Below are 24,580 nucleotides of genomic sequence, written 5' to 3'. Positions count from 1 at the left end.
CAGTGGGGCCAGTCTAGGGAGGGGGTCGCCACGCGGGCATGACCTGAACATGACAAACTTGTCATCTTCGGCCCCGCAGCAGGGGTTTTGGCATATCGTGGCGGCATCGGCAGCCAAGACGGGCCGCACCACGGGCGCCCGCAACTTTCATCATGCGACTGCTCATCGTTGAAGACGAGCCCAAAGCGGGCGACTACCTCCTGAAGGGCCTGACGGAATCCGGCTTCGTGGCCGACCTCGCCCGCACCGGCCCGGATGGACTCTTCCAGGCCATGGAACACGACTACGATCTGATCGTGCTCGACGTCATGCTGCCCGGCATGGACGGCTGGCAAGTCATCCAACAGCTGCGCCGCCAAAAAAACACGCCGGTGCTGTTCCTGACCGCGCGTGATGATCTGAACGATCGCCTCAAGGGCCTGGAACTGGGCGCCGACGATTACCTTGTCAAACCCTTCGCCTTTGCCGAACTGGTGGCGCGCGTGCGCACCATCCTGCGGCGCGGCCCGCTGCGCGAGAACGAAGTCCTGGAAATCGCCGACCTGACCATCGACACCATCAAGCGCCGCGTCACACGTGCTGGACAACGCATTGACCTGACCGCCAAGGAATACGCACTGCTGCATCTGCTGGCACGCCGCGCGGGCGAGGTGCTGTCGCGCTCGCTGATCGCTTCGCAGGTGTGGGACGTGAACTTCGACAGCAACACCAACGTGGTCGATGTGTCGATCCGCCGCCTGCGCGCCAAGGTGGATGACCCCTTCGAGCACAAGCTGATCCACACGCTGCGCGGCATGGGCTACGTGCTGGACGCGGTGGGCCGCTGATGGGCCCGCTGATGCGCTGGCCTGCATCGCTCGCCGGCCGGCTGGTGCTGGCCTTTGTTGTGGTGGCGGCCGTCACGCTCACCGCGGCCGGCGCGTATCTGTACTACGCGCTAAACGCCCAGTTGCGCGCCACCGACGACGCCATGCTGCTCGGCAAGATCACGCAGCTGCGCCACCTGGCCAGCGAGGCGACCAGCGCAGACGATCTGACGCGCAGTGCTCACCGTTATACCGACGTGGTCTCCGGCCATGACGGGCTGATCCTGCGCATGGCCACGCCAGAGGGGCGCACGCTGATCGAAGTCAATCCGGAAGGCGAATCGGTGACGACGCCACCTGCTGTTCTGGCCGAAACGTCACCCGCTGAATCGGCCGTGCGCACCTGGACGTCCATGTCTGGCATTGCGTCGCGAGCCGTGGCGGCCGAGGCGTGGCTTGGGCAGACCGGCACCAAGGTGATCGTGCTGGTCGCCCAGGACGGCGACAGCCGCGCCGCGCTGCTGGCCAGCTACCAGCGGCACATTGTCTTTGCGGTAGTTGGCGGCGTGGCTGCCGTGGCGCTGCTAAGCCTGCTGCTGGTGCGCAGCACGTTGCGGGGACTGGAGCGCATCGGCCGGCAAGCGGCGGCGGTGGTCCCCAGCCAGCTCGACACACGCCTCGCGCTGGAGGGTGCGCCGCGCGAACTGGCTGACCTGCTGACCTCACTCAACGCCATGCTCACGCGGCTGCAGGATGGCTTTGCACGGCTCTCGCAATTCTCGGCAGATCTGGCACACGACTTCCGCACGCCGCTGGCCAACCTCGTCGGCCAGACTGAAGTCACGCTCGCCCACCCGCGCACGGTGGACGAATACCGCAGCGTGCTCGAATCCAATCTGGAGGAATACGCACGCCTGTCGCACATGATTGAAGACATGCTGTTCCTGGCGCGTGCCGATCATGCGCGCGTGGCGTTGTCCGTGGCGCCGTTGGATGCGCGACACGAAATTCAGGTGCTGGTGGACTACTTCGAGGCCGTGGCCGCCGATCGCGAGATCGCCATCCACGTCACGGGCGATGCGCAGGTGCACGCAGATGCGACGCTGCTGCGCCGGGCGATCAACAACCTGCTGGACAACGCACTGCGCTATACGCCGACGGGTGAACGCATCGACGTGGTGGTCGAATACCTGCAGCACGAGATCGGCATTGTTGTGCGCAACCCGGGGGCGACCATTCCGGCCGAGAGTCTGCCGCTGCTGTTCGAGCGGTTCTACCGGGGCGACCCCTCACGGGCGCAATCCGGTGCGCAGTCCGGTGAACCATCCAGCCAGTCCACGGGGTTGGGACTGGCCATCGTGAAGACCATCATGGACCTGCACGGGGGTACGGTGCAGGCCAGCAGCCCGCCGGGTGGGCGGACCGAGTTCCGGCTGGTGTTTCCGGCTTAGGTACGCTCAGGTGCCGATCCGCAATGCCGACGGCGTGCGTGTTGCATCACGCCCGTCATCGCGCAGGACCTGCCGATACGCTGCGGCCACCCGTTGGCCAATGAAGCGCAGCAGACGGCGCGGTGCATTGATGTCTTCCGTGACGGCAAAGCGCGCTGCCATGCCGTCTGCCGGATCGCCCGAGAGCCAGAAGCGCACACCTGCCGGCACGTCGATCGATTGACCAGGCCTGAGCCAGATGTCCTGCAACTGGTGTTCTTGCGTCACCCACAACAGCCCGGCTTGTGCGGCGATGGTTTGGGTCCGTGCCGACCGCCAGCTCACCGGCACGCCCGGCCGGTCCAGTTCGAAGATCCTGATTTCGCGCATGATGGAGACTCCTTGTGCCGGGGTTCGTGATGGATTTTTGGCATTGCTGGTCGGCACGATTCCATCTTGCGCGGCGCGTCAAGGCATTGACATGAACAGTTGCGAACAGTTTGGCTGAACTGTTCAGCATCTTTCGCGAACAGTTTGCCGCCCCAATCCGGCCCGGAACATTCGATTGCTAAACTGGCCGCCCTCCGCTCCTTTGCCCATCAGGCATCCCTATGGATGCTCCGCCGCCCGGCCAGAATCGCGTCCTGCTGGTCAGGATGGAACCGGGTGTGGTAGGTATGGACAGTATTGACTTCAGATCGACGAATCCGTGCAGGCAAGCGTTATGCAAAGCAAAAGTAGGGCAACACTGATCGGACTCATCGCGGTGCTGCTGTGGAGCTCAATCGTCGGCTTGATCCGGGGCGTCAGCCAAAGCCTGGGGGCGGTGGGCGGCGCCGCCATGATCTATTCGGTGGCATCGGTGCTGCTGTTGTTCACGGTTGGCCTCGGCAACCTGAAGACGTTTCCCCGGCGCTATCTGGTGTGGGGCAGCCTGCTGTTCGTTTCCTACGAGCTGTGCCTGTCTTTGTCGATCGGCTATGCCAACAGCGGCCGGCAGGCCATCGAGGTCGGGATGGTCAACTACCTGTGGCCGACCTTCACGATGCTGTCGGCCATTGCGTTCAACAAGCAGCGCGCGAATGCTCTGATCGTTCCGGGTGCGCTGATCTCCATCCTGGGGATCTGCCTGGTGCTTGGCGGTGACCAGGGGCTGGATCTGGCCGGCATGGCCGCAAACGTGAAGGACAACCCGCTCAGCTACGGACTGGCCTTCGCCGGGGCGATGATCTGGGCGGCGTACTGTACGGTCACCAGCCGCATTGCCGGGGGTAAGAATGGCGTCACGCTGTTCTTCATGCTGACGGCGCTCGCCCTATGGATCAAATTCTTCACAACGGGCGGCAGCGCCTTGCACTTCAGCATCCCGGCTGCCATCTATCTGGCGTTGGCCGCTTGCGCGATGGGGTTCGGCTATGCGGCCTGGAACGTCGGCATCCTGCACGGCAACGTGACGGTGCTGGCAGGCGCGTCGTACTTCATTCCCGTGTTTTCCGCCGCGCTGGCGGCTGCGCTGCTGCATGCCCCGCTGTCGTTCGCGTTCTGGAAAGGCGCGTCGATGGTGGTTGCTGGGTCGATCCTGTGCTGGCTCGCGACGCGCGGACAACGCGCAAGGGCATCGTCCGCGCCAACACCAACGCCTTCGCACGAGCTGCCCAGCACCCACGGACAGTGAGCGCCGGGCCGGTGCCCGCGCCTCAGCCCGCCGCCTGCTGCACCAGCCGGTGGTAAAAGCGGATCAACTCGACCAGGTTGGCCTCGGTAATCCGTTCGTTCGTGCCGTGAAAGCGCGGCAGATCCTCCGGCTTAGCGCGCACCGGCGAGAAGCGGTAAACGTGGTCCGCAATCCCGATCATGTGTCGTGAGTCCGTCGCGCCGATCATCAGCCCCGGCGCCACCACCGTGCCCGGAAACAGCTCACGCACCGTCTTATTGATCAACTGATACGACGCCGATTGCGTGGGCGACACCGGCGAGGCCTCACTCACGCCCGGCAAGTTGCTCAGCTCGAACTTGCCGTTGGGTGCCGCGGCCTTGGCGGCGTTCTCCACGTGCTCCGTCACTGACGCCACGGTATCGCCAGGCAGTAGGCGAAAGTTGACGATGGCCTCGGCACGGCCCGGGAGCACGTTGTCCTTGTTGCCGGCCTGGATGACGGTCAGCGCCGTGGTGGTGCGCAGCATGGCATTGGAGCTGGCAGACGCCTCCAGCTGCTTCTGCACCAGCGGGCCGAACAGCCACAGGTTAGACAGTGCGACACGGCTGAAGCCCTGCATTTCGGGCGCCAGCGTCTGGAACATCTCCTGCGCCACACCACGGATGCCGGCGGGCAGTTGATCGTCGTCCAAGCGCTTGAGCGCGGCACTCATCATGGCGATGGCGCTCTGGCCGTGCGGCGGCGGCATCGACGAATGCCCCGGCGTGGCCGACACCTTGAGCTGCATTGACAGGAAGCCCTTCTCAGCCACGCCGATCAGCGCTGCCGGCTTGGTCAGGCCCGGCAGCACACCTTCGGTAATCAGCAGCCCTTCATCGATCACGAAATCGAGGCGCTCGCCGCGCGACTTGAGCAGCGCGGCGATCTGCTTGGCACCACGGTCGCCGCCCACTTCCTCGTCGGCACCAAAGGCCAGATGGATGGTACGGCGCGGTTTGAAGCCGCTGGCGGCCAGCAGCTCGATGGCTTCCATCTGCGAGATCAGGTTGCCCTTGTCGTCCCATGCGCCCCGGCCCCAGACCATGCCGTCTTTGATCACGCCGTCGAACGGCGGCTCGGTCCAGTCGCCTTCGGTGCCGGAGGCGATGGGCACGACGTCTTGGTGCGCCATCAGCATGATGGGCTGGAGTGACGGGTCGGAACCCTTCCAGGTGTAGAGCAGCGCAAAGTCACCCACCTGCTCGCGCTGAAGCACGGCGTGCGCCTTGGGGTAACGCGCCTCCAGCATGGCGTGCAGCTGGCGGAACTGGTCGGCGTTCAACTGTGCGTCGGTGGCGCTGGACACGGTACGTGCACGCACGGCTTCCGCCAAGTGTGCGGCAGCCGCCGGGCCATCCACGGCCACCGGCGTGACGGCCGGCACATCGAGCTGGCGCGAGCCATGCCGCCAGGTGTTGAAGGCCACATAGGCCGCCACCACAACCACCACTGCGATCACGAGCCGCAACAGCCGCCCGATCACTGCACCACGACGCTTGTACGACGCTCTCATTGGTCTCCGCTCCTTGAGGGTGAACTGCCTTCGCCCAGCATGCGTGCACCGGGCGTAAGGCACCAGTATCGCCGTACTCGCGTGCCGCCGCCAGCACACCCCGCTACAGGGCCATGTCCGGACCGAGTAACCATCTACGCAAATATTCGTGGGAATAGGGCCACCCGCCATGCTGGAATCACCCCATGTTCCCTTTGCAGCATGCACACCCATGAAGCTCACACATCGACTCTTCCTCGCCTTCGCCACACTCACCTTGACCGCCGCCGCATATGCGGCACCGTTGCGCATTGGCGTCACACCCGGCGCGCTGGCCGATTCCGTGGAGGTAGCCGCCGCTGAAGCCCGCAAGCAGGGGCTGGATGTCAAGGTGGTCGAGTTGACCGACTGGACCACCCCCAATGTCGCGCTCGCCTCGGGCGACCTGGACCTCAACTATTTCCAGCACCAGGCCTTTCTGGACAACGCCGTCAAGGAGCGCGGCTATGCGTTCAAGAGCGTCGGCATCGGCGTGCTGGGCAACATCGGCCTGTATTCCAGCAAGATCAAGCGCCTGGCTGATCTGAAGGACGGCGCGCGCGTGGCGGTAGCCAACGACCCCGTCAACCAGGGCCGCGGCCTGTTGCTGCTGCAGAAGGCTGGGCTGATCAAGCTGCGTGACGGCGTAGGCGCGCGCGGCACGCTCAATGACGTGGTGGCCAACCCGAAGAAGCTCAAGTTTGTCGAGATCGAGGGCCCGCAGCTCGTGCGCGCACTGGACGACGTGGACCTCGCTCAGGGCTATCCGGCGCACTTCGTCAATGCGGGCAAGGCCGACATTGCCGGCGCAGGCCTGCTGTACTCGGGCATCGACGACGAGTACTTCGCCATCCGCTTCGTGGCGCGGCGCGACAACGCAGGCGACCCGCGCATCGCACGCTTCATCAAGCTGTATCAGGAGTCACCAGCCGTACAGCAGCAGATACACACGTCGTATGCCAACGACGACAAGCTCTACACCCTGCCCTGGCTCAAGCGATGAAACGATGACTTGGTGACGCCATGACCACACTTGTATCGAACCCCGTCCACGCCTGGCCGGACACCACGGCTCCGTACACCAGGCCAGCCGATGCCGTTATTGCTACGCCGATTGCCGGCACCATCACCTTCCGCAACGTCGGCAAGACGTACCGCGCGGCGGCGGGCGATGTGCATGCGCTGCAAGGCATCGATCTCGACATTCCGGCCGGTGGCATCTTCGGCATCATCGGGCGCAGCGGCGCGGGCAAGTCCAGCCTGCTGCGCACCATCAACGGGTTGGAGAAGCCGACCAGCGGGCAGGTGCTGGTGGATGGTGTCGATGTCGGCACGCTCGGCACACATGCGCTGGTCGGGCTGCGCCGGCGCATCGGCATGATCTTCCAGCACTTCAATCTGCTCTCTGCCAAGACGGTGTGGGAGAACGTCGCGCTGCCGTTGAGGGTGGCCGGTGTGCCGGCGGCGGAGATTGCGCAACGCGTGGATGCGCTACTGGCGCTGGTCGGGCTGGAGGGCAAGCAGCACGTGTATCCAGGGCGCCTGTCCGGCGGGCAGAAGCAGCGTGTGGGCATTGCCCGTGCACTGGTGCACCGGCCTGAGATCCTGCTGTGCGACGAAGCCACCTCCGCGCTTGACCCGGAAACGACCGACGCCATCCTCGCTCTGCTGCGCGACATCAACCGCCGCCTAGGCCTGACCATCGTGCTCATCACGCACGAGATGGGGGTGATCCGCGACATCTGCGACAACGTGCTGGTGCTCGAAGCCGGCCGCGTCGCAGAGCAGGGCCCCGTGTGGCGCGTCTTTGGTGACCCGCAGCACGACGCCACGCGCGCCCTGCTGCAACCGCTGCGCGGCGGCTTGCCCGACGACGTGGCGGCACGCCTGCAGCCCACCCCGCCCACGCGCGGCACCTTTGAACAATTGATTGAACTGGGCTACACCGGTACGGTCGCCGTGCCCGAGCTGGCGCAGATCGCTCAGGCGCTGCGCCACCCGACACGTCTGCTGCGCGCCGATCTCGATCGCATCCAGGGCCGCACGCAAGGGCACCTGCTGGTTGCGGCAGCGGGCGGCACCCTCTCGCAAGATGCGCTAGCGGCCTTGCAACTGTCCCAGTCCACCCGGAGCCTCGGCTATGTCCCCGCTCACGATTGACCGCATCTGGCAGGGCCTGCTCGACACGCTGACGATGGTGTCCGCATCTGCGCTGATCGCCGCGCTGGCCGGTATCCCCCTGGCGCTGATCCTGGTGCTGACGGCGCCAGGCAACACGCTGGAATCGCCCCGCGTGCACCGCGCGCTGGGTGCGCTCATCAACGGCTTTCGTGCCACGCCCTTCATCATCCTGCTGGTGGCACTGCTGCCGTTCACAGGGCTGGTGGTGGGGGCCACCATTGGCGTATGGGCGGCGGTCGTGCCGCTGTCGATCAGCGCCACGCCGTTCTTTGCGCGCATTGCCGAGATCAGCCTGCGCGAAGTCGACCGCGGCCTGGTGGAAGCCGCGCAGGCGATGGGCTGCAAGCGCCGACACATCGTCTGGCACGTGCTGCTGCCCGAGGCACTGCCCGGCATCATCGGCGGCTTCACGCTCACCATCGTCTCGCTGATTGGCGCATCGGCCATGGCGGGCGCGGTGGGCGCAGGCGGCCTGGGTGACATCGCCATCCGCTACGGCTATCAGCGCTTCGACACCACGGTCATGGCGGTCGTGATCGTGCTGCTGATTGCCCTGGTAAGCGTAGTGCAGTGGGTGGGGGATCGATCCGTGCAGCGGATGAAGGGGCGTTGACGGCGCGTTGACGGCGCGCTCCATCCGTTTTTGCTAGACCTCGGCATCTGACCAAAGAAAAACCGGCTCCTTGCCCAGGGCGCCGGTCTTGCCTTACCACCAGCGCGATCACCCGAGTGCCGCTTCCCGATCAATCCGGAACACCGACACCACCTGCTTAAGCTGCTGGCTTTGCTCTTTCAGCGAATGCCCGGCCCTGCCGGCCTTCTTCAGACCGGCGTGCTGCTGGCGACCAAGCGTCTGTGCCACGAGGTTGCTCGCCTCCGTGGCGCTGCACAAGAAGATGATCTCGCGGGACGAACGCCTCCCTCAAAGAGGCGGCCACCTTGTCGCGTGCACCCTCCTCCCAGGCATCGTTCGCTCGTGCAGCCAGTTCATGGGCCGCGCAGTCGATGTTGGAGTTCATGTGCGTTGAAATACGCCAGCCGGGCATCGGCGCTTCTTTCAGTTGGACAGCGGATCGTTACAATGCGAACAGTCACGAACAGTTGCACATGACTGTTCCGCATCATCCGCTACGGAGGGCTATCGCCCATGAAGCTCCTGATCGACGCCACCACCCGCGTGCCGATTGCCGACCAGATCGTGGCCGGCGTGCAGACCTGGATTCGCGACAACGATGTGAGGCCCGGCGCCAAGCTGCCGTCGATCCGCCAGTTGGCGGCCGAGTACAGCATCAGCCGATTTCCGGTGATCGAGGCGTATGACCGACTGGTGTCGCTGGGGCTGCTGGACTCGCGCCACGGCTCGGGCTTCTACGTGGCCGAGAGCGGCCTGACCGGGCGCGCAGGACGCGGCTGGTCTGACCCGCGCCGCGCAGAGGTCGAATCCGATCACATCCTTGAGCAGTTCAACTACCCTGACGCGTCGCTCAAGCTGGGCGGCGGTTTTGTGCCGGCAGACTGGCGCGACATGGGCGGCCTTACGCAGGCCATCCGCCAGGTCTCGCGCACCGACGTGGAAGCGGTGATCGACTACGCCACACCGCTGGGCAACACCGCGCTACGGCACCAGATCATGACGCGCGCACGCCAACTGGGCATCCAGGCCGAGCTGCCCAACGTGATGATGACGGTGGGCGCCAGCCAGGCCATCGATCTCGTCATCCGCCATCTGCTCAAGCCCGGCGATACCGTGTTCGTGGAAGACCCGGGCTACTACAACGTGTTCGGCCTACTGCGGCTGCATGGCGTCAAGCTGGTCGGCATTCCACGCACCGCCGATGGCCCCGACGTGGAGGTGACCGAGGCGATGCTGCGTGAGCACCGGCCCAAGCTGTTCTTCATCAACAGCGTGCTGCACAACCCGACAGGCTCGGTGCTGTCTCCGCCGGTTGCGTTCCGCCTGCTGGAGCTGGCGCGTCGCCACGGCTTTGTCTTTGTGGAAGACGACATCTTTGCCGACATCCAAGCCGACCCGACCGCACGGCTGGCCACGCTGGACCAGCTTGAACACGTGATCTACGTGGGCGGGTTCTCCAAAACGGTATCGGCATCGCTGCGCGTGGGCTACCTGATTGCGCGGCGCGATCTCGTGCAGGACCTGACCGACGTAAAGATGCTCACCAGCGTGGGCGGCTCGCGCTTTTCAGAGGCGGTCGTGGCAACACTGCTGGAGCGCGGTGCGTACCGCAAATACACCGAGCGGCTGCGGCAACGCATCGGCGATTCGCTCATCGCCTCGCTCGACGTGCTGACGGACGCGGGCTGGGAAGTGTTTCATCACCCAACCGGCGGCAACTTCCTGTGGGCGCGCGTGCCGCACGTGGAGGATTCGCGCGAACTCGTTACCGCGGCTGAGCGGCATGGTGTGACGCTGGCGCCCGGCAGTTACTTCCGGCCCAATCTGGAGGTCTCGCCTTGGGTGCGGATCAACACGGCCTACACCGGCGAGGCACGTGCACGGGCCTTCCTGCAGGAGATGGGCCGGCGCCCGGTACGCAAGCGGGCCTAAACCCGCCGCGCATGGCGCATTGACACGCTTGTGCAAACTTTCGCACACCACATCGCCATCTTTGTTGCATAGAGTCGGTCCGGCTTTGCTGATGAACCCGCAGTCTTCGCCCGTTCTCGCTCATGCCGACCTTTCGCTACGAGGCCGTCACGCCGGCCGGACAACTGCGCCGTGGCGTCATCGATGCCGATGGCAGCCGAGGTGCGCGCACGCTGCTGCGCTCGCGCGGCATGACGCCGATCGACGTATCCGCCGTGACCGAACGCACGGCCAGCACGAGCCTCAACGGGTTGTTCGGCCATCGCCTCGGCACCACGGAGCAAGCGCTGTTCACGCGCCAACTGGCCAGCCTGCTGACCGCTGGCCTGCCGCTGGACGAAGCGCTCTCTGCCCTGGCGGCTGAAGCCGAGCGCGACTACGTGCGAGATCTCATCGGCACGCTGCGCTCGGAGGTGATGGGCGGGCAATCGCTGTCTGGTGCGCTGGCCCGCCACCCGCGCGACTTTCCTGACATCTACCGCGCGCTGGTCTCCGCCGGCGAGCACACCGGCAAGCTGCACGTGGTGCTCTCACGCCTGGCCGACTACATTGAAGGCCGCAACGCCCTCACGCAAAAGATCAAGCTGGCCTTTACTTACCCTGCCGTCGTCACCGTGGTGGCGTTTGGCATCGTGGTCTTCCTGCTGACCTACGTGGTGCCGCAGGTAGTGGGTGTCTTCACGACGACCAAGCAAAAGCTGCCGACGCTGACCATCATCATGTTGGCCTGCAGCGATTTCGCGCGCGACTGGGGCTGGCTAGCTGCACTGGTAGCGGCGGCAATCGGTATGGGCGTCAAACGCCTGTTGCGACGACCCGGCCCGCGTCAAGCGTGGCACGGCTGGTTACTGGGCGCGCCGCTTATCGGCCGGCTCGTACGCGGCTACAACACGGCACGCTTTGCCAGCACGTTGGCGATTCTCATCAGCGCGGGCGTGCCGATCTTGCGGGCGCTGCAAGCGGCTGGGGAAACGCTCAACAACGTGGTGCTGCGCCAGAACGTGGAAGACGCCATCGGCCGCGTGCGCGAGGGCACATCCCTCTCGCGGGCGCTGGCGCATGCCAACCGGTTTCCACCTGTGCTGGTCCACCTGATCCGCTCTGGAGAATCCACCGGCAACCTCGCTCCCATGCTGGACCGTGCAGCCGAGGGCGAGACACGCGAACTGGAGCGCCGCACGCTGTTCATCACCAGCCTGCTGGAGCCGGTGCTCATCCTGAGCATGGGCGTGATGGTGCTGCTGATCGTGCTGGCCGTGCTGATGCCGATTCTCGACATCAACCAGATGGTGCACTGAGCATGCGCACCGGCATGCGCGCAAGTGGCTTCACGCTGCTGGAGATGCTGGTGGTGGTGGTCATCATCGGCATCGTGATGGGGGCGGTGGTCGTCAATGCGCAACCAAGCCAGCGCACGGTGCTTGAACACCAGGCGCAGCGCCTGATTTTTCTGCTGCAGGCGGCGCATGACGAGGCGCGCCTGCGCTCCCAGCCCATCGTGTGGGAGGCGACGCCCGAGGGCTACCGCTTCCTCATCCGCGAGCACGATGCCTGGCAACCCTTGCGTGACGACGTGCTACGCGCTGGCCAATGGCGTCAGCCGTTGTCTGCACTGTCGCTCATGCAGGTGGGCCGCCCTGCGCAATCCGGCAGCGTGCGCATGCTGTTTGGCCGTGAAGCCATCGAACCGCCCATCACCCTGCACATGGCCGCCGACACGGCACAGGTCGATATCGTCACCACGGGCCCGAGCCGCTATGTTGTGCAATAGAGCCACGCGGCGGCACATTGCCGGCTTCACGCTGCTGGAAGTGCTGGTGGCACTGGTGATCGTGGCCGTGGCGCTGGGTGCTTGCCTGCGTGCGACCGGCTTGCTGGCCGATTCCAGTGCCGGCATGCGCGAGCGCACGCTGGCGCAATGGAGCGCCACCAACCAACTTGCGCGCATGCGCCTGGCCAATACGGTACCGCCCCCGGGGCTGCACCGCACGCCGTGTGGTCAGGGGCGCATCGCGCTCACGTGCGAGGACACCGTCGTCGTGCTGGAGAACCCCGTATTCCACTTGGTCGTCGTCTCCGTCTATCGCGAAGGCGAAGGGTTGGAGACGCGCGTGCGCCTGGCGCAAGTGGCCACCGTACTGGCCGACACCTCCAATCAGGCCTTCTGATGCTGATGCAGCGCGCCCGCCCGTCAACTGGCTTCACCCTCATCGAAATGGTGATCGCCATCACGATCCTGGCGATCATTGCGCTGATCTCGTGGCGGTCGCTGGACGGCATCATCCGCGGCCAGCATCGGCTGGCGGACAGCCTGGAGGAGACGCGCGCCATCGACCGTCTGTTCGAGCAGCTCGATACGGACTTTGGTGAAGCCGTGCGTGACGACGACCTTGGTCAGCCAGCCGTTGTGTTTGGCGATGGTGACCTTCGCATCGTGCGCATGCTGCGCGATTCGCGTCAGCCGATCCGCTGGCAGGTGGTGCGCTATCGTGTGGACGGCGGCTCGCTCATCCGCGAAGCTTCAGCACCGCTCAACGAGCGCGGCCCCGCGCGTGAAGCACTGAATGCCACATTGCCGGAGCGGCTGACGCTGGTGGAGCACACGTCAGCACTGCAAGTGCGGGGGTGGACAACGCAGGGGTGGAAGGCGTTGTCGGCGGATGCATCGCGCCCCGCATCCGCCGTGGCGGCCTCCGGCATGCTGCCGCGGATCACCCCCAACGCTGTGACGGGCCTGGAAGTGACCGTGATGGTCAATGACGCGCCCTATACCAAGGTGGTTCTGGCGGACCTGTAGCGCGCTGCTTACGCTTCAACCATCGATGCCTGGCATAGCCGGTTCACGCACCCACAGCAGGGAGGTGCGGTAGCGCTCACCGATACCCTCGCGCAGGATCAGCGCATCCAGCGCGCGTGTAGCCCGCCCGTTGCGCAACCGGCTGTGCGCGATGAAGTAGCGGCTGCGCGTTTCCAGCAGGATGTCACCCTGCTCAGCCAGACCGGGTGCGATGGCCTTGAGGCGGTTGGTGAGATCCCCCATATCGCGAAACCATGCCCTGTCGCGACTCGACACCAGCGCTGCGGCCTGCCCCGGCGACAGGCCACGGATCGTCGCTGCCAGCACTTCTGGCCCCGCCGTGTTGACGTTGACCGACGTCGGCTCCGGCAGCACGACCACATACGGCGCGAGCTTGCGCACACCGTCGGCCGTGTAGCCGGAAATGCGGACAAGGTCCACCGGCTGCGCGAGCGCAAATGCGGACGAGCCCTTTGCATCAAGACTACGCAGAATGGTGGTGGCCGTCAGCATCGCCAACGACGGATCGAGATCGGCTTTCGTCAGCAACTGCTGATACACACGTACACCTTCTGGTCGAATGCCTGGCGGCTTGCCACCTTCGGCGGCAGTAATCAGTGTGTTGAGGTTGAAGCGCGCCTGTGCATCTTCGATGTAGCCGTCGACGCGCATGTCGCCTGCAGCGTCGAACGCCTGCACAGCCGTCTTACCCAATACGCTGGCCACCGGCAGATCGTTGACGGGCGACGCCCAGCGCTGGCCGAGATGATCGACGGGCGCGGAACGTGCATTCTCGCGTAACAGCATGCGCGCCCACTCTACGGAGGCCCGCTGCATCCACACCGTGTCGGCACGCAGGCGTTGCACCTCCACCGTCCGAATGGCAGCGCGCTGGCCGGCAAACATCGTCGCCACCAGCGTCACCGCCATTGCCACCACCAGCAAGGCGGTGACGACGGCCGCGCCGCGCTCACGGCGCATACACCGGCGCGTCATGCCTCGGCCCGGCGCAGATAGGTCCAGAACGCACCCACATCTTCAGCGTTTACGGCGGGCTGTGCTTCTTCCAGATACGTCTGCGACAAGCTCACCTCCTCCATGTGGAACAGATGCTGTTGCGAAGGCAGCAGCGTCGCGCGCGGATGCGTGTAGTGCGCGCGAAAGAAACGCGGTGGCGATCGGCGCGGCATGTGCAGGTCGTGCACATCACGCACAGACGAGTCGAACCAGAAATGCAGCCATCGCCCGCCGCGCTGCCGTCCCGCCAGAATGAAGCCGGCATACGACAGCAGGATGTACGGCACGCTCGCGGGCTTGAGTTCTCCGTACGCCCATAGATTGCGTGCGGACGCATAGTCGAGCAAGGCAATGAAACGCGCCATCGATAGCGTAGGCGCGTGGTGTGGCCGCTTCATGAACGCAAAGTGCCACTGCCATTGCGCGAGAAAGCGCTCGCGGTTGCGCTGCGCGAGCACGACGTCGGCCTGCTGTTCGACCGTGATGTCGGACGGCGCCTCGCCATTGCGCACGAGCGGACAGCACAACCGCTCGCCGCTGATATGGCTGAAGCGCGGCTTGAGCTTGTCGCTCTTCGAGCCGATCACATAAAGCGCCCCATGACAGATCGGACACCGTGCGCGCGGCACGTGTTCCGCCTTGGTCAGATGACCAAACTCCTCGATATACATCGCTACCGTCAACATGCGCTCTTCGGTCGGATGCAAAGCCAGGTTCATGAACGGACCTCATGGTTGAGTGGTTCTGCAGCGCCCCCCCTTTGTGATGCATTACGTGGCGCCCTGTGTCCTGCTCTACTTTGGAGCAAGATCAAAAGACAACACGCACCCCTGGCAAATACGCCATGGCTTGTATTCAATTGAATTTCAATCAGAATGCAGCCATACAATTCAATTGTTCGAATTGCATTCCGCATTCATGCATGGTGCAATGCCATGCGTCTGTCACGCGTTGAACTCCAACGCACGGCCCGCTTCTAATTGACGAACGGCGCCCTGAAAAACCGCACACCGCTTATATCCCAAGGCTTTCGTTCCGCAGAAACTCATGACGAGAACGCATGAGCTAGCGCCATCGCTTTTTCATCTGCTTATCCCACCTGATTCACACCCGGTATCAATACTTTGCATGCCGGTGTGAATTCATTCATGAGCGCACATCGGCAAAACAACACAACTTGTATTTGCTGATCCCTATTCCTCTGGAGCACTCCATGAAGCTGAAGCAAGTCATGATTCAAGCCGCCTGCGCCGCGCTGGCCCTGGGCACCGCCACGGTGGCCTTTGCCGGTACGCAACCGAACCCGAGCCCGGCATCGCCGGTGGTCGTAGGCGGTGGCGCTTCGCTGCCCGAGTTCCTGTACAGCTCGGAAATCGCTGTGTTTGGCCCGAACCACATCTACGCCGTGACGGGTAGCGGCGGTGGCAAGACCGCACTGACCACCAACAACCCGGCCGCCTTCAACGCCGCCTACGTCACGCCGCGCACGGACACGACCGTGCACTACGCCGGCAGCGACTCGATCCTGAGCTCGTCGGATATCAGCGCCTTCGCCCCCCGCAAGGGCACGGACGGCGCCCTGGTGCAGATCCCGTCGGTCGGTACCGCTGTTGGCATTCCGTTCCAGAACGCCAGCCTGAGCAGCCTGACGTTGAACGACGACCAGCTGTGCGGTGTGTTCTCCGGTCAAATCACCGATTGGGCAGCGCTCGGCGGCGCCTCTGGCCCGATCAAGGTCGTCTACCGCTCGGACAGCAGCGGCACGTCGGAGATCTTCACGCGTCACCTTGCCGCGGTCTGCAACGCCAACAACTCCAACGTGACGTTCGTGACGAGCACGAAGTTCACCGACAGCTTCCCGGGTGGCGTTCCGTCCAACTTCGTGGGTGGCAACCTGAGCGCCGGTGTGCGTGACGCTGTGGCCGCCAACAGCGGCATCGGCTACCTGAGCCCGGACTACATCAACACCACGCTTGCCCCGAACTCGACCGTTGCAACGAAGAACCTGTCGGCTGCCAGCCTGACGAACAGCAACGATGGTCAGACCTACGACCCGACGTCGGCAAACACCACCACGGCGCTCAGCAACCTCACCCTGCCTACGCTGTCGTCCAACCTGGCTGACCCGAACACCTGGGCGCTGACGGTTGCCAACCCCTCCACGGGCTACCCGATCGCAGGCGTGACCTACCTGGACCACGTCCAGTGCTACGCCAACGCCACGGTGCTGAGCAAGATCCAGACGTTCCTGGACCGCCACACGACGTACTCGGGCATCAACAGCAACCTGCCGCGCATCACCGGCAACGGCTTCGCCCCGCTGCCGGACGCGCTGGTCAGCCTGATCCGCGACAACCTGCTCAACAACGTCAACGGCAAGAACGTCAACATCGGCAACACCACGGCTTGCGCAGGCAAGGCTGGTCGTTAATCGATAGGGATACAGACGGCGGTTCACCGCTGTCGCGAGGTTTGAGCCCGGCATTGCCGGGCTTTTTTCATGCCAACGCAAACCTTGCAGCATGGAAGCGCGAAGATTGATTATGTTATTGCGTGACGGCTTCCACAGGCTGAGCCACGCCAGCACCCGAAGCCGTTGCAGCCTGGGCATCCGGCTCGTTGCGATAGTTGCGCAGGTACACGAAGAACTCGCCCATCATCTGCATCCACAGGCGGATCTGCGTGACGAGGTGCTCAACGGAGATGCCTCCGGCAGCAATCACATCCATCTCCAGCACAACAAAATCACCGTGCTGCGCCAAACGCGCAAAACGACGTGAGCGGTGCCAATCGGCAATGAGACCGTCGGGCAGCGCGCCACCTTGCACACGCAGCGGGCAGCTCAGCGTGAGATCTGCATAGCGGCCGGGCTCGATGGCGTTGCCCCACAGGATCTGGAAGCTGATGCCGTGGCTGGCGCTGGTCAGGTAGGTGATGCCGCCTTGCTCAATGGCAGTCACAGCACCGCCCGCTGCCTTGATGGCGTCGGCCACATCGGTGGGGGAAAGGGTTGTCAGCATGGACATGGTGGTCATGTGCGTGGGTGAATCGGAGAGGAGAAAACTCAGGGCGCCTTGGGCGCTTCTGCGTGCGGTGCGGAGGCTTCCGGTGTCGGCGCGGTAACAGCGCGCGGATCAAAGCGGCCCTCGTACAGCTTGTCGCCGTACTCCTGCGCAATCTGCTCGTACTTGACGCGTGACTTGGTGGCAAACGGCTGGCGAGCGGCGATGACGGTGGTCACGTCCATCGACTCGTAGGCGCTCAGAACTTCCTGGCCGACGGCGTAGAGCTTGGCGTTCTTGGCCTCGCATTGCTGCAGGGCGTTCTGCTGCGTGGCCGTTGCGGTGGCCAGCTTCTGGCGCTCCGCTTCACTGGCGCGGGCGCGGCGCAGCAACTCATCGTACGCGGCGCGCAGCTGCGTGATCTGCGTATTGGCCTTGTCAGCCACGGTCTGCGCTTCACGATGGGCGGCGGCGCTACCCTCGCTCAGTTGCCGCGTGCGCGCACGCTCCGCATCAAGCTGGGTGCGCAGGTCGGCAAGCTCCTTCTTGGAGGCATCCGATGCGGGCGCGTTGGTACCACCGCCCGCCTGCAGTTGGGCGAGCTGCGCCTGTGCTTGTTGAAGCTGCGTAGTGGTCGCGCGCAGCTGTGCACGCAAACGCTCCTCCATGCTGGGCTGCTGCGCCGACGCGGCACAGGGGGCCAGAGATGCCGCCACCAACAACGCCAGCATCAGCCGTGAAACCGTTCGGTTCTCGTCCACGTCGCCCCCTTAGAACTTGGCGTTGAAGTCGAGCTGCAGCGTGTCGATCGACAGGCGCGGGCCGGTCACTTCACGCGTGGAGATCCAGCGGCCGGTGAACCACGCGTTCTTGTCCACCGCATACGAGCCGCCGAAGTAGTAGCCGCGCGCATTGGTGCCGCCGCCGTGGAAGGTCGGGTCGTTGTAGCCGTCGGGCATGGAATCCGCCTCGATGCGCTTGTAGCCAGCGATGACATTCCAGTCGCCGCGCGCGCTCGGGGCCGGCTTGCCGAAGGTGGCCTGGAACATGTACGCGTTGCCGCCGCTGCGGAAGTCCGAGCGGTTCGTTCCGCCGGTGCCGCCGAAGTTGTTGACGATGCCGCCCGGCCCGGCGTGCTGCCACATCTTGTCGGCGTCGTACGCCAGGTTGCGGATGTAGTTGGCGTCGAAGCGCAGGCCGTAGTTGCCCATGACCTTGGTGTCCCAGCGCGCGTTCAGGTCCAGCAGGCGGAACTCGGATGCCAGGCCCACGTACTGCGGCTGCGGCGTGTTGGCCGGGTCCAGCGGGTTGAGCGCGATATTGCGCAGGAGCATCAGCGTGTTGCCCTTCTGCATGAAGGCCGGACGCGACCAGTCCGTGCTGCAGTTGTCCAGCCCCGAGTACAACGCGCACGGTTGCGACACCTGCCCCGTGACGTTGTTGAAGTTGTAGTAGCCCACCGCGCCGCGCACCGTGTTGCGTGAATCCACCTTCCACTCCGCGCCCACCTGAGCGGCAAACAGCCACTTGTTCTGGCTTGAGCTCTTGTCCTGGCTGCGGCTGGGGAAGCCATCTGCCGAGTACTCCAGCGGGATCACGCCGGCGGTACCGAACACGGTGATGGTGTCGCCGCGCAGTGTCTTGCTGAAGTTGGCGGCAATGCCGTCAAAGTTCAGGTCTTGCGAGAACAGCAGGTCGGTCGACCAGAACGGATTGGCAAAGCGGCCGCCCGTGATCGTCACCCAGTCGGCCGGCTTGTGCGAGATCCATGCCTGATCCAGCCACACGTTCTTCTTGCCCTGCGCGGTGCCCAGCAACTGCGTGGTCGACACGGGGTTGTTGTCGCTGCCCGAGGCCAGGCGGATGCCAGCCTGCGTGCTCTCGGAGATATCTGCGAAGACGCCCAGCCGCGCCCGCACACGCCATTGGTTGCGGCGGTTCTGCGAGGTGTTGAGCAGCGGCGGCAACTTGGTATTCGTGTTGGTGTTGACGTCGAAACCGGTGCCGGCATTGATGGCTGCCCAGTCGATTTCGATGTTGCTGTTCTGGTTCGACAGGAAGCGCGATTCGTTGCGCACGCGCACGTCGCCTTCCACGCGAATGCCCTGCGTCCAGGCGGGGATGGCATCGGGCGCCGCCCAGCGCTCGGTCTTGGCCTGGGCCAGCACCTCGCTCTTGACCTCGTCGCGAATCTGGTCGCGCACGGTCTGCGGCACATAGGGCACACGCACATCGCCGGGCTCGGCTTTCACGCCTGCCGTTTGCGTAGGTTGAGCAGCCTGCGCGGCCACCTGGCGCTGCAGTTGCTGCGTGGCCTGCGCTTCGGCACTGGCCTGCGCGAGCAGCGCTTCGCCGACGTCTTTCTTGAGCGCGCCGCTCTGGATCAGGCCGCGGATGAGCTTGACCATCGTGGTCTCGCCCGCGGCGGCCTGCGCGTGGACGCTGCCCGACGCGATCAACAAGCCGACAGCCGATGCCAGCGCGGCGGCACGGAATGGGTGGGTAACAGGGTTGAGTGCCATGTTGTTGGAAGAAGTGCGTTGCATGCTGGAGTACCGGCTCGACTGCCGAGCCGGCGCTATCGTTGTCATGTGTTTCAACCGGCGGGCCGCTTGCCTTGCAGCGTCACGCGCTGCGGAAACTGCAGGGAAGCCGGTGGCCGTTCATCCACGCGCTCAATCGCGCGCAAGGAGGCGAGCACGGCCTGATCGGTGTCGGCATTGCCGCTGCCGTGCACGAGCTCGACGCGGGTGACGCGGCCGTTCGGGTCCAGCCACACGTTCACCTGCATCAGGAACGCCAGGCGGCGTACGCGGTCATCGCGCGACAGGGCCTGCTGCAGCACGTAGCCGAAATAGCGGCCATACGTGGCATTGCCGCCGCCGGCACCCGCGCCGCTCATGCCGCCGCCCTTGCCTGCGCCGATACCGAAGGCGTCGGTGCCGGCCTGCCCGTCGGCATTCATGGTGACGGGGTCGGACAGGTCCTTCGCGGGGTTGGGTGTGTCTTCTGCCGGCTTGGGTGTTTCGGGCGTGGGGTCGGGCTTGGGCTCCACCACTTCGGGCTTCACCTTGTCAGGCTCCGGTTGCTTTTCGGGTTGTGGCGGAGGCGGTGGAGGTGGTGGCGGCTGCAGCACGAGCATCGGCGTGGACGGTGCCTCACGCTTGGTGCTCGCCGTGCCCGCGAGCAGATACCACACCACCGCCACGACGATCAGCGCCGCTACGGCGCCGATCACATAGCTGCCCCAGCGCCGCCAGAAAGCCGGCTGCGGATCCGCCGTGGGCGTGGACGGGTTCAGGTCAAGCTGCATGATTGCGCCGCCCTCACGCTGCCGGCTTGCCGGTCACCAGACCGATCTGGTTGAGCTCGATCTTGCGCAACAGGTCGAGCACCTCCACCACCTTGGCGTACTGCACGGATGCGTCGCCACGCACGATCACCGGAAAATCCGGCGTGACGGCCTTCTCGGTGCGCAGGCGGTCTTCCAGCTCGGGCAGCGTGACCGGATACGCATCCAGGAACACCTGCCCGTTGTTGTCGATGGTGATGGCCTTGGTCTTGGGCTTCTCCAACGCCACGCTGGCGCTCGCCTTCGGCAGGTTGACCTTGATACCGGGGATGCTCGCGTTACTGGTCAGGATGAAGATCACCAGCACCACCAGCAGCACATCCACAAACGGCGTGATGTTGATGCCGCTGGCGCGCTTCTTGGGCCCAAAGCGGGACACGTTTGCCATGGCGGCCCCTTACTCGCGGTGCGGCGCGGCCGGGCTGGCCACGAAGCCGCCGCCCGACGTGTCGGTGCGATGGTCTGCATGCGCCGCACGCGGTGCGGTATCGCCCAGTACAACGGTGGCGCGACCGTCGCCGTGCTCTTCCGCCAGGCGCGTAGCGAACTCGTCCACGAACACCGCCATGTCGGCGGCGATGGCATCTGACCGGGAGGCGAGCCAGTTGTAGCCGAACAGCGCGGGGATGGCCACGCCCAGGCCCGCTGCCGTACACAGCAGTGCTGCAGCCATGCCCGGCGCCACGGAGTTGATGTCCACCGCACCGGCCATGGCCGCCACCACGAACACCAGCATGATGCCGATCACCGTGCCGAACAGGCCGACGTACGGGGCGCCTTCAATGGTGGTCGACAGCCAGTTCATGCGGCGCGCCATGCGCTCGTTCTCGCGCACCATCACGCCTTCCATGGCGGCGCGAATGGCAGCGATGGTGGCAGCGGAAACGGCGTTGATGTCGAAGCCGCGCTCGTGCCGCAACTGCATCTCGCGAATGGCGATCTCATACAGGCGCCACAGGGAGGAGTCCTGCCGAATGTCAGCCCCTACCTTGCCGCCACGCGCGAGCGAATCAAGCGACGCGCCGGCGGTCTCGCGGAACACCACCATGAAGCGCGCGTTGGCACGCGACACGGTGCTGTAGTAGCGGCTCTTGGTGATCATGATGGCCCACGAGCCGGCCATCATCAGGCCCAGCACGCACACCACCACCCATGCATCGACCGGCATGGCCGCAAGGATGAAACCGAAGTGGCTCTTGCCGGCTTGCTGCTCATCGGGGCCCATCGACACGAGACGCGATTCGGCGCCCTGCGCAACGGCATCGGCCTGGATCAACCCTGCCGGGCGTGCCGTCTTGGACAGGCGCAACTCGTCAATGGCGCCGTTGAATGGCGTCAGGCCCGTACCGCCCAGGGCATCACCACCCACTGCCGCTGCGCTGTTGAGCGCGGGCAGATGCGCCGCCAGCGTGGCTGCAACGGCGCCGTTCACGTAGAGATGCACCCCCTGGTCATCCGCCGTTGCCGCCACGTGCGACCACTGGCCCGCGCGTACCGGTTGACCCGGCTCGCTGCGTTGGCCATTCACCTGCACAAAGGGAACGCCGTTGTCGACCCCGAGCACGAACTCGTTGGTACCTTCGCGGCGGGCGTAGACCACCTGCCCGGCCGCCAGCTTGTCAGGCCGCACCCACGCTGAGACCGTGAACGCACCGTTGGCCTGCACGGCCAGCGATGGCGACACCGGCAACATCAGCGGCGTACCGTTGAACTGCGCACCCTTGCCGATCACGCCGCCATCCAGCGTAGTGACGGGCGTGAATGCGTGGTTGCCGTAGGCTGTCGTGTCACGCGGCTGGGTGCCGGTTTCGCTGAAGTGATAGACCAGCGTGTAGTCCGGGTCGAAGGTCATCTGACCGTTGCTCGCCGACGGCGCCTTGCGGTTGCCGTAGTACATCCAGATGCGTTGCGGTGCATTGGTCGTGACCGTCGGCACATCCACCCACACCAGCGCGATGCCGAGCAGCGGATCGAACTGCTCGATCTGATGGTTCAGCACCGTCTTGTCATCCGCCGCGATGAAGCGCAGATCGGCACCGTTCTCTGTCGTGCCATCAAAGCTGAAGTTTCCCGTATGCAGGCGAACAAGTACGGGCGTACGGCCGGCATCGCTCTTGAGCGCACCGCCCTGCGGGCCGGCGTCAATGGTGATCGGCTTGCGATAGGCCCAATCGGGCTGCCACCACGCCAGCGCGGTGCCGGGCAGGAAGGCGCTCAGCAGCGTGAGCAGAAGCAGAATGCGTCGCATGGCAGAAACTCTCCGAAGACAAAGCAAGTAAACGGTTGGACGTGGCGCAATGGCGCGTTCAGTAACTGGCGTTCACGCTAAAGTTCACGCGCGGCGTATGCGCGCGCGTGCTGGGGCCGTCGCGCAGCGGATAGCCGAACTCCAGGCGGCCGCGCACGTAGTCGGTCAATTTGAAACTGGTGCCGAAGCCCAGCGAGAGGAGCGAGAAGCTGCTCGCTTGCTCCACCTGCGGCTGGCGCAGGCGCAGGTAAGCGGCATCGGTAAAGAGGTAGAAGCGCAGTTCATCCAGCGCGGGCGCGAACTTCGTGTACGGCGCGGTCCGCCACTCAAGCGAAGCCAGCGCGCCGTAGTCCCCCGTGGCCTCGGCCGACAGATAGCCGCGCACGCTGCTCATGCCGCCCGCGGCAAACTGTTCGCTGGACACCAGCGGCGAATCCGACAACTGCCCCGCCACGCGCACCACGGCTTGCGATCCGCCCTGGAAGGTGTGCGTCTCGGTGGCATCGGCCTTGAAGGCGAGGAAGCTCGATCGCGAGTTCACGCGCTTGTAGTCGTAGGCACGCTCGTCGCTGCCGTAGCCGAACAGGCTGCGTGTGCCGGCGGTGGCGCTCAGGTTCAGGCTGAGCGTGTCGCGCTCGGTCTGGCGGAAGCCCGTGTAGTACAGCGAGATGGGCGCGTACTTGAGCGGCACGTGGTCGCTCGTGTTGCCAAAGCGCAGGCTCTCAGCGTTGTCCTTGAAGTCAATGCCCACACCGAGCTGCTGCCACCAGGCGCCCGCCGTGGGCATCACGTAGTTGGCCTTCACGCCCACCGCGTGACCCTTACCCAGCACGCTGGTGCCGCCGGTGGTGGCAACGTTGCTGTCGGACTTGTAACCCGAGAATTCCAGGCTCCAGTTCGACTCCGGAATGGGTGCGGTGTACGACCCCGACCACACGCGCGCCTGGCTGAAATCCTGCGGCGCCCCGAAGAATGACAACGACGCACGATGCCCAAGCTGCCATAGGTTGTCGTGGCTGACCGAGGCCGTCATGCGCAGCGGGCGCGTCTCGGCGCTGTGGTCATTGTTCAGGCCGATGCTGGCATGCACTGGGGACTTGTCGTCCACCTTCAGGTCGACATCCATCGTGCCGGGCAGCGCGCCCTGGCGCACCACCGGAATGACCTGGCGATCGGCCCGGTTGAGCGTGGACAGCTCCGTCTGCGCCTGTGTGAAATCAGGCACCTTGCCCTCCTGCAGCGCCGGCACGCCATCACGCACCAGTCGCGGCGAGGTGTACTCAGCGCCCGTCACGCGTACGCGGCCCACGCGTGTTTCATTCACCTGCAGGATCACCACACCGCCCGTCACCTGCTGCTCGGGCAGATCCACATAGACAGACTGAAAGCCCTTGGCCTGATACACGGCCAGCAGCGCGGCACGCGCATCTTCAATGTCCTTGAGCGTGCGATCCGGCCCGAGAAACGGCGTGACGGTCTTCTCAATGGTGCGGATGTCGAGCATGGTGTTGCCGCGCACGACGTACTCATTGATGTTGACCTTGCGTTGCTGCGCAGGCTCGGAAGACGGCGCGGCAACCGGTGCGGCAACGGGTGCCGGTGGCTCTTGCGCCAGGACCACACCCGGCATCAGCAGCGACAGCATCGCCAGCCGGACACTCCCCGCAGACCTGCGTTGTTTGCGGCGTTGTTTGAATTGGGACATGCGTTGGCTCGGTGCCGATTCGGCATTCATTCGTGTGTTGTGCGACGTGCGGCTGTGTCGTTGGTCAGCCGTCGGTCTTCACAGGAATGACGTTTGCTGAAATGCAAATCCGCAAACATTTTGTGATGTCACGCAAGCTTCATAGAGCGAGGCGCGACGCACCATGACGTGATCGAATTCACACCGCAAAGCCGCATGGGAACTGGCTCT

The 24,580-nt window shown here is 64.8% G+C and carries 24 protein-coding genes; 12 read left to right on the top strand and 12 right to left on the bottom strand.

Annotation, left to right across the window (positions count from 1 at the left end; all coding sequences use genetic code 11):
• Positions 1 to 152 precede the first annotated feature (152 nt).
• Complete coding sequence (locus tag R2N11_RS22570) at positions 153 to 827, top strand: heavy metal response regulator transcription factor (RefSeq protein ID WP_199030151.1); 675 nt, start codon at positions 153 to 155, stop codon at positions 825 to 827.
• Between the two features lie 8 nt (positions 828 to 835).
• Positions 836 to 2,257, top strand: coding sequence for a heavy metal sensor histidine kinase (locus R2N11_RS22565; protein WP_316682469.1), 1,422 nt, complete (start codon positions 836 to 838; stop codon positions 2,255 to 2,257).
• Positions 2,258 to 2,263: 6 nt separating this feature from the next.
• Here R2N11_RS22565 and R2N11_RS22560 read toward each other — a convergent pair whose 3' ends face one another.
• On the bottom strand, positions 2,264 to 2,626 hold the full coding sequence (locus tag R2N11_RS22560) for a DUF2917 domain-containing protein (RefSeq protein WP_199030150.1): 363 nt from the start codon (positions 2,624 to 2,626) through the stop codon (positions 2,264 to 2,266).
• Positions 2,627 to 2,960: 334 nt separating this feature from the next.
• Here R2N11_RS22560 and yddG point away from each other — a divergent pair, with 334 nt between their 5' ends.
• On the top strand, positions 2,961 to 3,911 hold the full coding sequence (gene yddG / locus R2N11_RS22555; protein ID WP_316682439.1) for an aromatic amino acid DMT transporter YddG: 951 nt from the start codon (positions 2,961 to 2,963) through the stop codon (positions 3,909 to 3,911).
• 22 nt (positions 3,912 to 3,933) lie between these two features.
• On the opposite strand, the gene R2N11_RS22550 is transcribed toward yddG, so the two are convergent.
• Complete coding sequence (locus R2N11_RS22550) at positions 3,934 to 5,445, bottom strand: M20 family peptidase (protein ID WP_316682438.1); 1,512 nt, start codon at positions 5,443 to 5,445, stop codon at positions 3,934 to 3,936.
• A gap of 211 nt (positions 5,446 to 5,656) precedes the next feature.
• Between R2N11_RS22550 and R2N11_RS22545 the strand changes: the two genes are divergently transcribed.
• Genes R2N11_RS22545 through R2N11_RS22535 form a run of 3 tightly spaced genes read left to right on the top strand, consistent with a single transcriptional unit; the run spans position 5,657 to position 8,257 of the window.
• Complete coding sequence (locus R2N11_RS22545) at positions 5,657 to 6,466, top strand: MetQ/NlpA family ABC transporter substrate-binding protein (RefSeq protein WP_316682437.1); 810 nt, start codon at positions 5,657 to 5,659, stop codon at positions 6,464 to 6,466.
• 20 nt (positions 6,467 to 6,486) lie between these two features.
• A complete protein-coding gene (locus tag R2N11_RS22540; RefSeq protein ID WP_316682436.1) occupies positions 6,487 to 7,623 on the top strand; it encodes a methionine ABC transporter ATP-binding protein in 1,137 nt (378 codons plus the stop codon).
• Positions 7,604 to 8,257 (top strand): methionine ABC transporter permease, encoded by a 654-nt coding sequence (locus tag R2N11_RS22535; RefSeq protein WP_316682435.1) that lies wholly within the window; start codon positions 7,604 to 7,606, stop codon positions 8,255 to 8,257. The genes R2N11_RS22540 and R2N11_RS22535 overlap by 20 nt, the downstream gene beginning before the upstream one ends.
• Positions 8,258 to 8,365: 108 nt before the next feature.
• On the opposite strand, the gene R2N11_RS22530 is transcribed toward R2N11_RS22535, so the two are convergent.
• The gene (locus R2N11_RS22530; protein WP_233176878.1) at positions 8,366 to 8,506 is read right to left on the bottom strand and encodes a hypothetical protein; all 141 of its coding nucleotides are present in this window, start codon (positions 8,504 to 8,506) and stop codon (positions 8,366 to 8,368) included.
• A gap of 285 nt (positions 8,507 to 8,791) precedes the next feature.
• Between R2N11_RS22530 and R2N11_RS22525 the strand changes: the two genes are divergently transcribed.
• The 5 genes from R2N11_RS22525 (at position 8,792) to R2N11_RS22505 (ending at position 13,046) form a co-directional block, all read left to right on the top strand.
• Entirely contained in the window at positions 8,792 to 10,210 is a 1,419-nt protein-coding gene (locus R2N11_RS22525) for an aminotransferase-like domain-containing protein (protein ID WP_199030144.1), read from the top strand.
• A gap of 122 nt (positions 10,211 to 10,332) precedes the next feature.
• A complete protein-coding gene (gspF, locus tag R2N11_RS22520) occupies positions 10,333 to 11,547 on the top strand; it encodes a type II secretion system inner membrane protein GspF (RefSeq protein WP_316682434.1) in 1,215 nt (404 codons plus the stop codon).
• A 2-nt stretch (positions 11,548 to 11,549) separates the two neighbouring features.
• Positions 11,550 to 12,020, top strand: a complete 471-nt coding sequence (gene gspH, locus R2N11_RS22515; protein WP_316682433.1) for a type II secretion system minor pseudopilin GspH — start codon at positions 11,550 to 11,552, stop codon at positions 12,018 to 12,020.
• Positions 12,007 to 12,417 (top strand): type II secretion system minor pseudopilin GspI, encoded by a 411-nt coding sequence (gene gspI / locus R2N11_RS22510; RefSeq protein WP_316682432.1) that lies wholly within the window; start codon positions 12,007 to 12,009, stop codon positions 12,415 to 12,417. Before gspH ends, gspI begins: the two co-directional genes overlap by 14 nt.
• Positions 12,417 to 13,046 carry a PulJ/GspJ family protein gene (locus R2N11_RS22505; RefSeq protein ID WP_199030140.1) on the top strand — a complete coding sequence of 210 codons (630 nt, stop codon included), beginning with the start codon at positions 12,417 to 12,419 and terminating at the stop codon, positions 13,044 to 13,046. Before gspI ends, R2N11_RS22505 begins: the two co-directional genes overlap by 1 nt.
• Positions 13,047 to 13,061: 15 nt before the next feature.
• Here the strand turns inward: R2N11_RS22505 and gspK are convergent, their stop codons facing one another.
• Both gspK and R2N11_RS22495 read right to left on the bottom strand, forming a co-directional pair.
• The gene (gene gspK / locus R2N11_RS22500) at positions 13,062 to 14,027 is read right to left on the bottom strand and encodes a type II secretion system minor pseudopilin GspK (protein ID WP_316682431.1); all 966 of its coding nucleotides are present in this window, start codon (positions 14,025 to 14,027) and stop codon (positions 13,062 to 13,064) included.
• A gap of 11 nt (positions 14,028 to 14,038) precedes the next feature.
• Positions 14,039 to 14,782: a hypothetical protein gene (locus R2N11_RS22495; RefSeq protein ID WP_316682430.1), complete on the bottom strand. Its 744-nt coding sequence runs from the start codon at positions 14,780 to 14,782 to the stop codon at positions 14,039 to 14,041.
• Positions 14,783 to 15,276: 494 nt separating this feature from the next.
• On the opposite strand from R2N11_RS22495, the gene R2N11_RS22490 reads away from it, so the two are divergent.
• A complete protein-coding gene (locus tag R2N11_RS22490; protein ID WP_199030137.1) occupies positions 15,277 to 16,494 on the top strand; it encodes a substrate-binding domain-containing protein in 1,218 nt (405 codons plus the stop codon).
• Positions 16,495 to 16,609: 115 nt separating this feature from the next.
• On the opposite strand, the gene R2N11_RS22485 is transcribed toward R2N11_RS22490, so the two are convergent.
• The 7 genes from R2N11_RS22485 to R2N11_RS22455 are packed head-to-tail and all read right to left on the bottom strand — an operon-like array spanning position 16,610 to position 24,370.
• Complete coding sequence (locus tag R2N11_RS22485) at positions 16,610 to 17,098, bottom strand: YbjN domain-containing protein (protein WP_316682429.1); 489 nt, start codon at positions 17,096 to 17,098, stop codon at positions 16,610 to 16,612.
• Positions 17,099 to 17,127: 29 nt separating this feature from the next.
• Positions 17,128 to 17,826, bottom strand: a complete 699-nt coding sequence (locus R2N11_RS22480; RefSeq protein ID WP_199030135.1) for a hypothetical protein — start codon at positions 17,824 to 17,826, stop codon at positions 17,128 to 17,130.
• A gap of 9 nt (positions 17,827 to 17,835) precedes the next feature.
• The gene (locus R2N11_RS22475; RefSeq protein WP_316682428.1) at positions 17,836 to 19,611 is read right to left on the bottom strand and encodes a putative porin; all 1,776 of its coding nucleotides are present in this window, start codon (positions 19,609 to 19,611) and stop codon (positions 17,836 to 17,838) included.
• Between the two features lie 50 nt (positions 19,612 to 19,661).
• On the bottom strand, positions 19,662 to 20,378 hold the full coding sequence (locus R2N11_RS22470) for a TonB family protein (protein WP_199030133.1): 717 nt from the start codon (positions 20,376 to 20,378) through the stop codon (positions 19,662 to 19,664).
• A gap of 13 nt (positions 20,379 to 20,391) precedes the next feature.
• A complete protein-coding gene (locus R2N11_RS22465) occupies positions 20,392 to 20,805 on the bottom strand; it encodes an ExbD/TolR family protein (protein ID WP_199030132.1) in 414 nt (137 codons plus the stop codon).
• Positions 20,806 to 20,814: 9 nt separating this feature from the next.
• Positions 20,815 to 22,665 carry a DUF2341 domain-containing protein gene (locus R2N11_RS22460; protein ID WP_316682427.1) on the bottom strand — a complete coding sequence of 617 codons (1,851 nt, stop codon included), beginning with the start codon at positions 22,663 to 22,665 and terminating at the stop codon, positions 20,815 to 20,817.
• Between the two features lie 58 nt (positions 22,666 to 22,723).
• A complete protein-coding gene (locus tag R2N11_RS22455; protein WP_316682426.1) occupies positions 22,724 to 24,370 on the bottom strand; it encodes a ShlB/FhaC/HecB family hemolysin secretion/activation protein in 1,647 nt (548 codons plus the stop codon).
• Positions 24,371 to 24,580 lie beyond the last annotated feature (210 nt).

It is taken from the genome of Ralstonia flaminis (assembly GCF_958415495.1).
Lineage (GTDB): Bacteria > Pseudomonadota > Gammaproteobacteria > Burkholderiales > Burkholderiaceae > Ralstonia > Ralstonia flaminis.
This window is presented reverse-complemented; position numbering and strand designations above follow the sequence as displayed.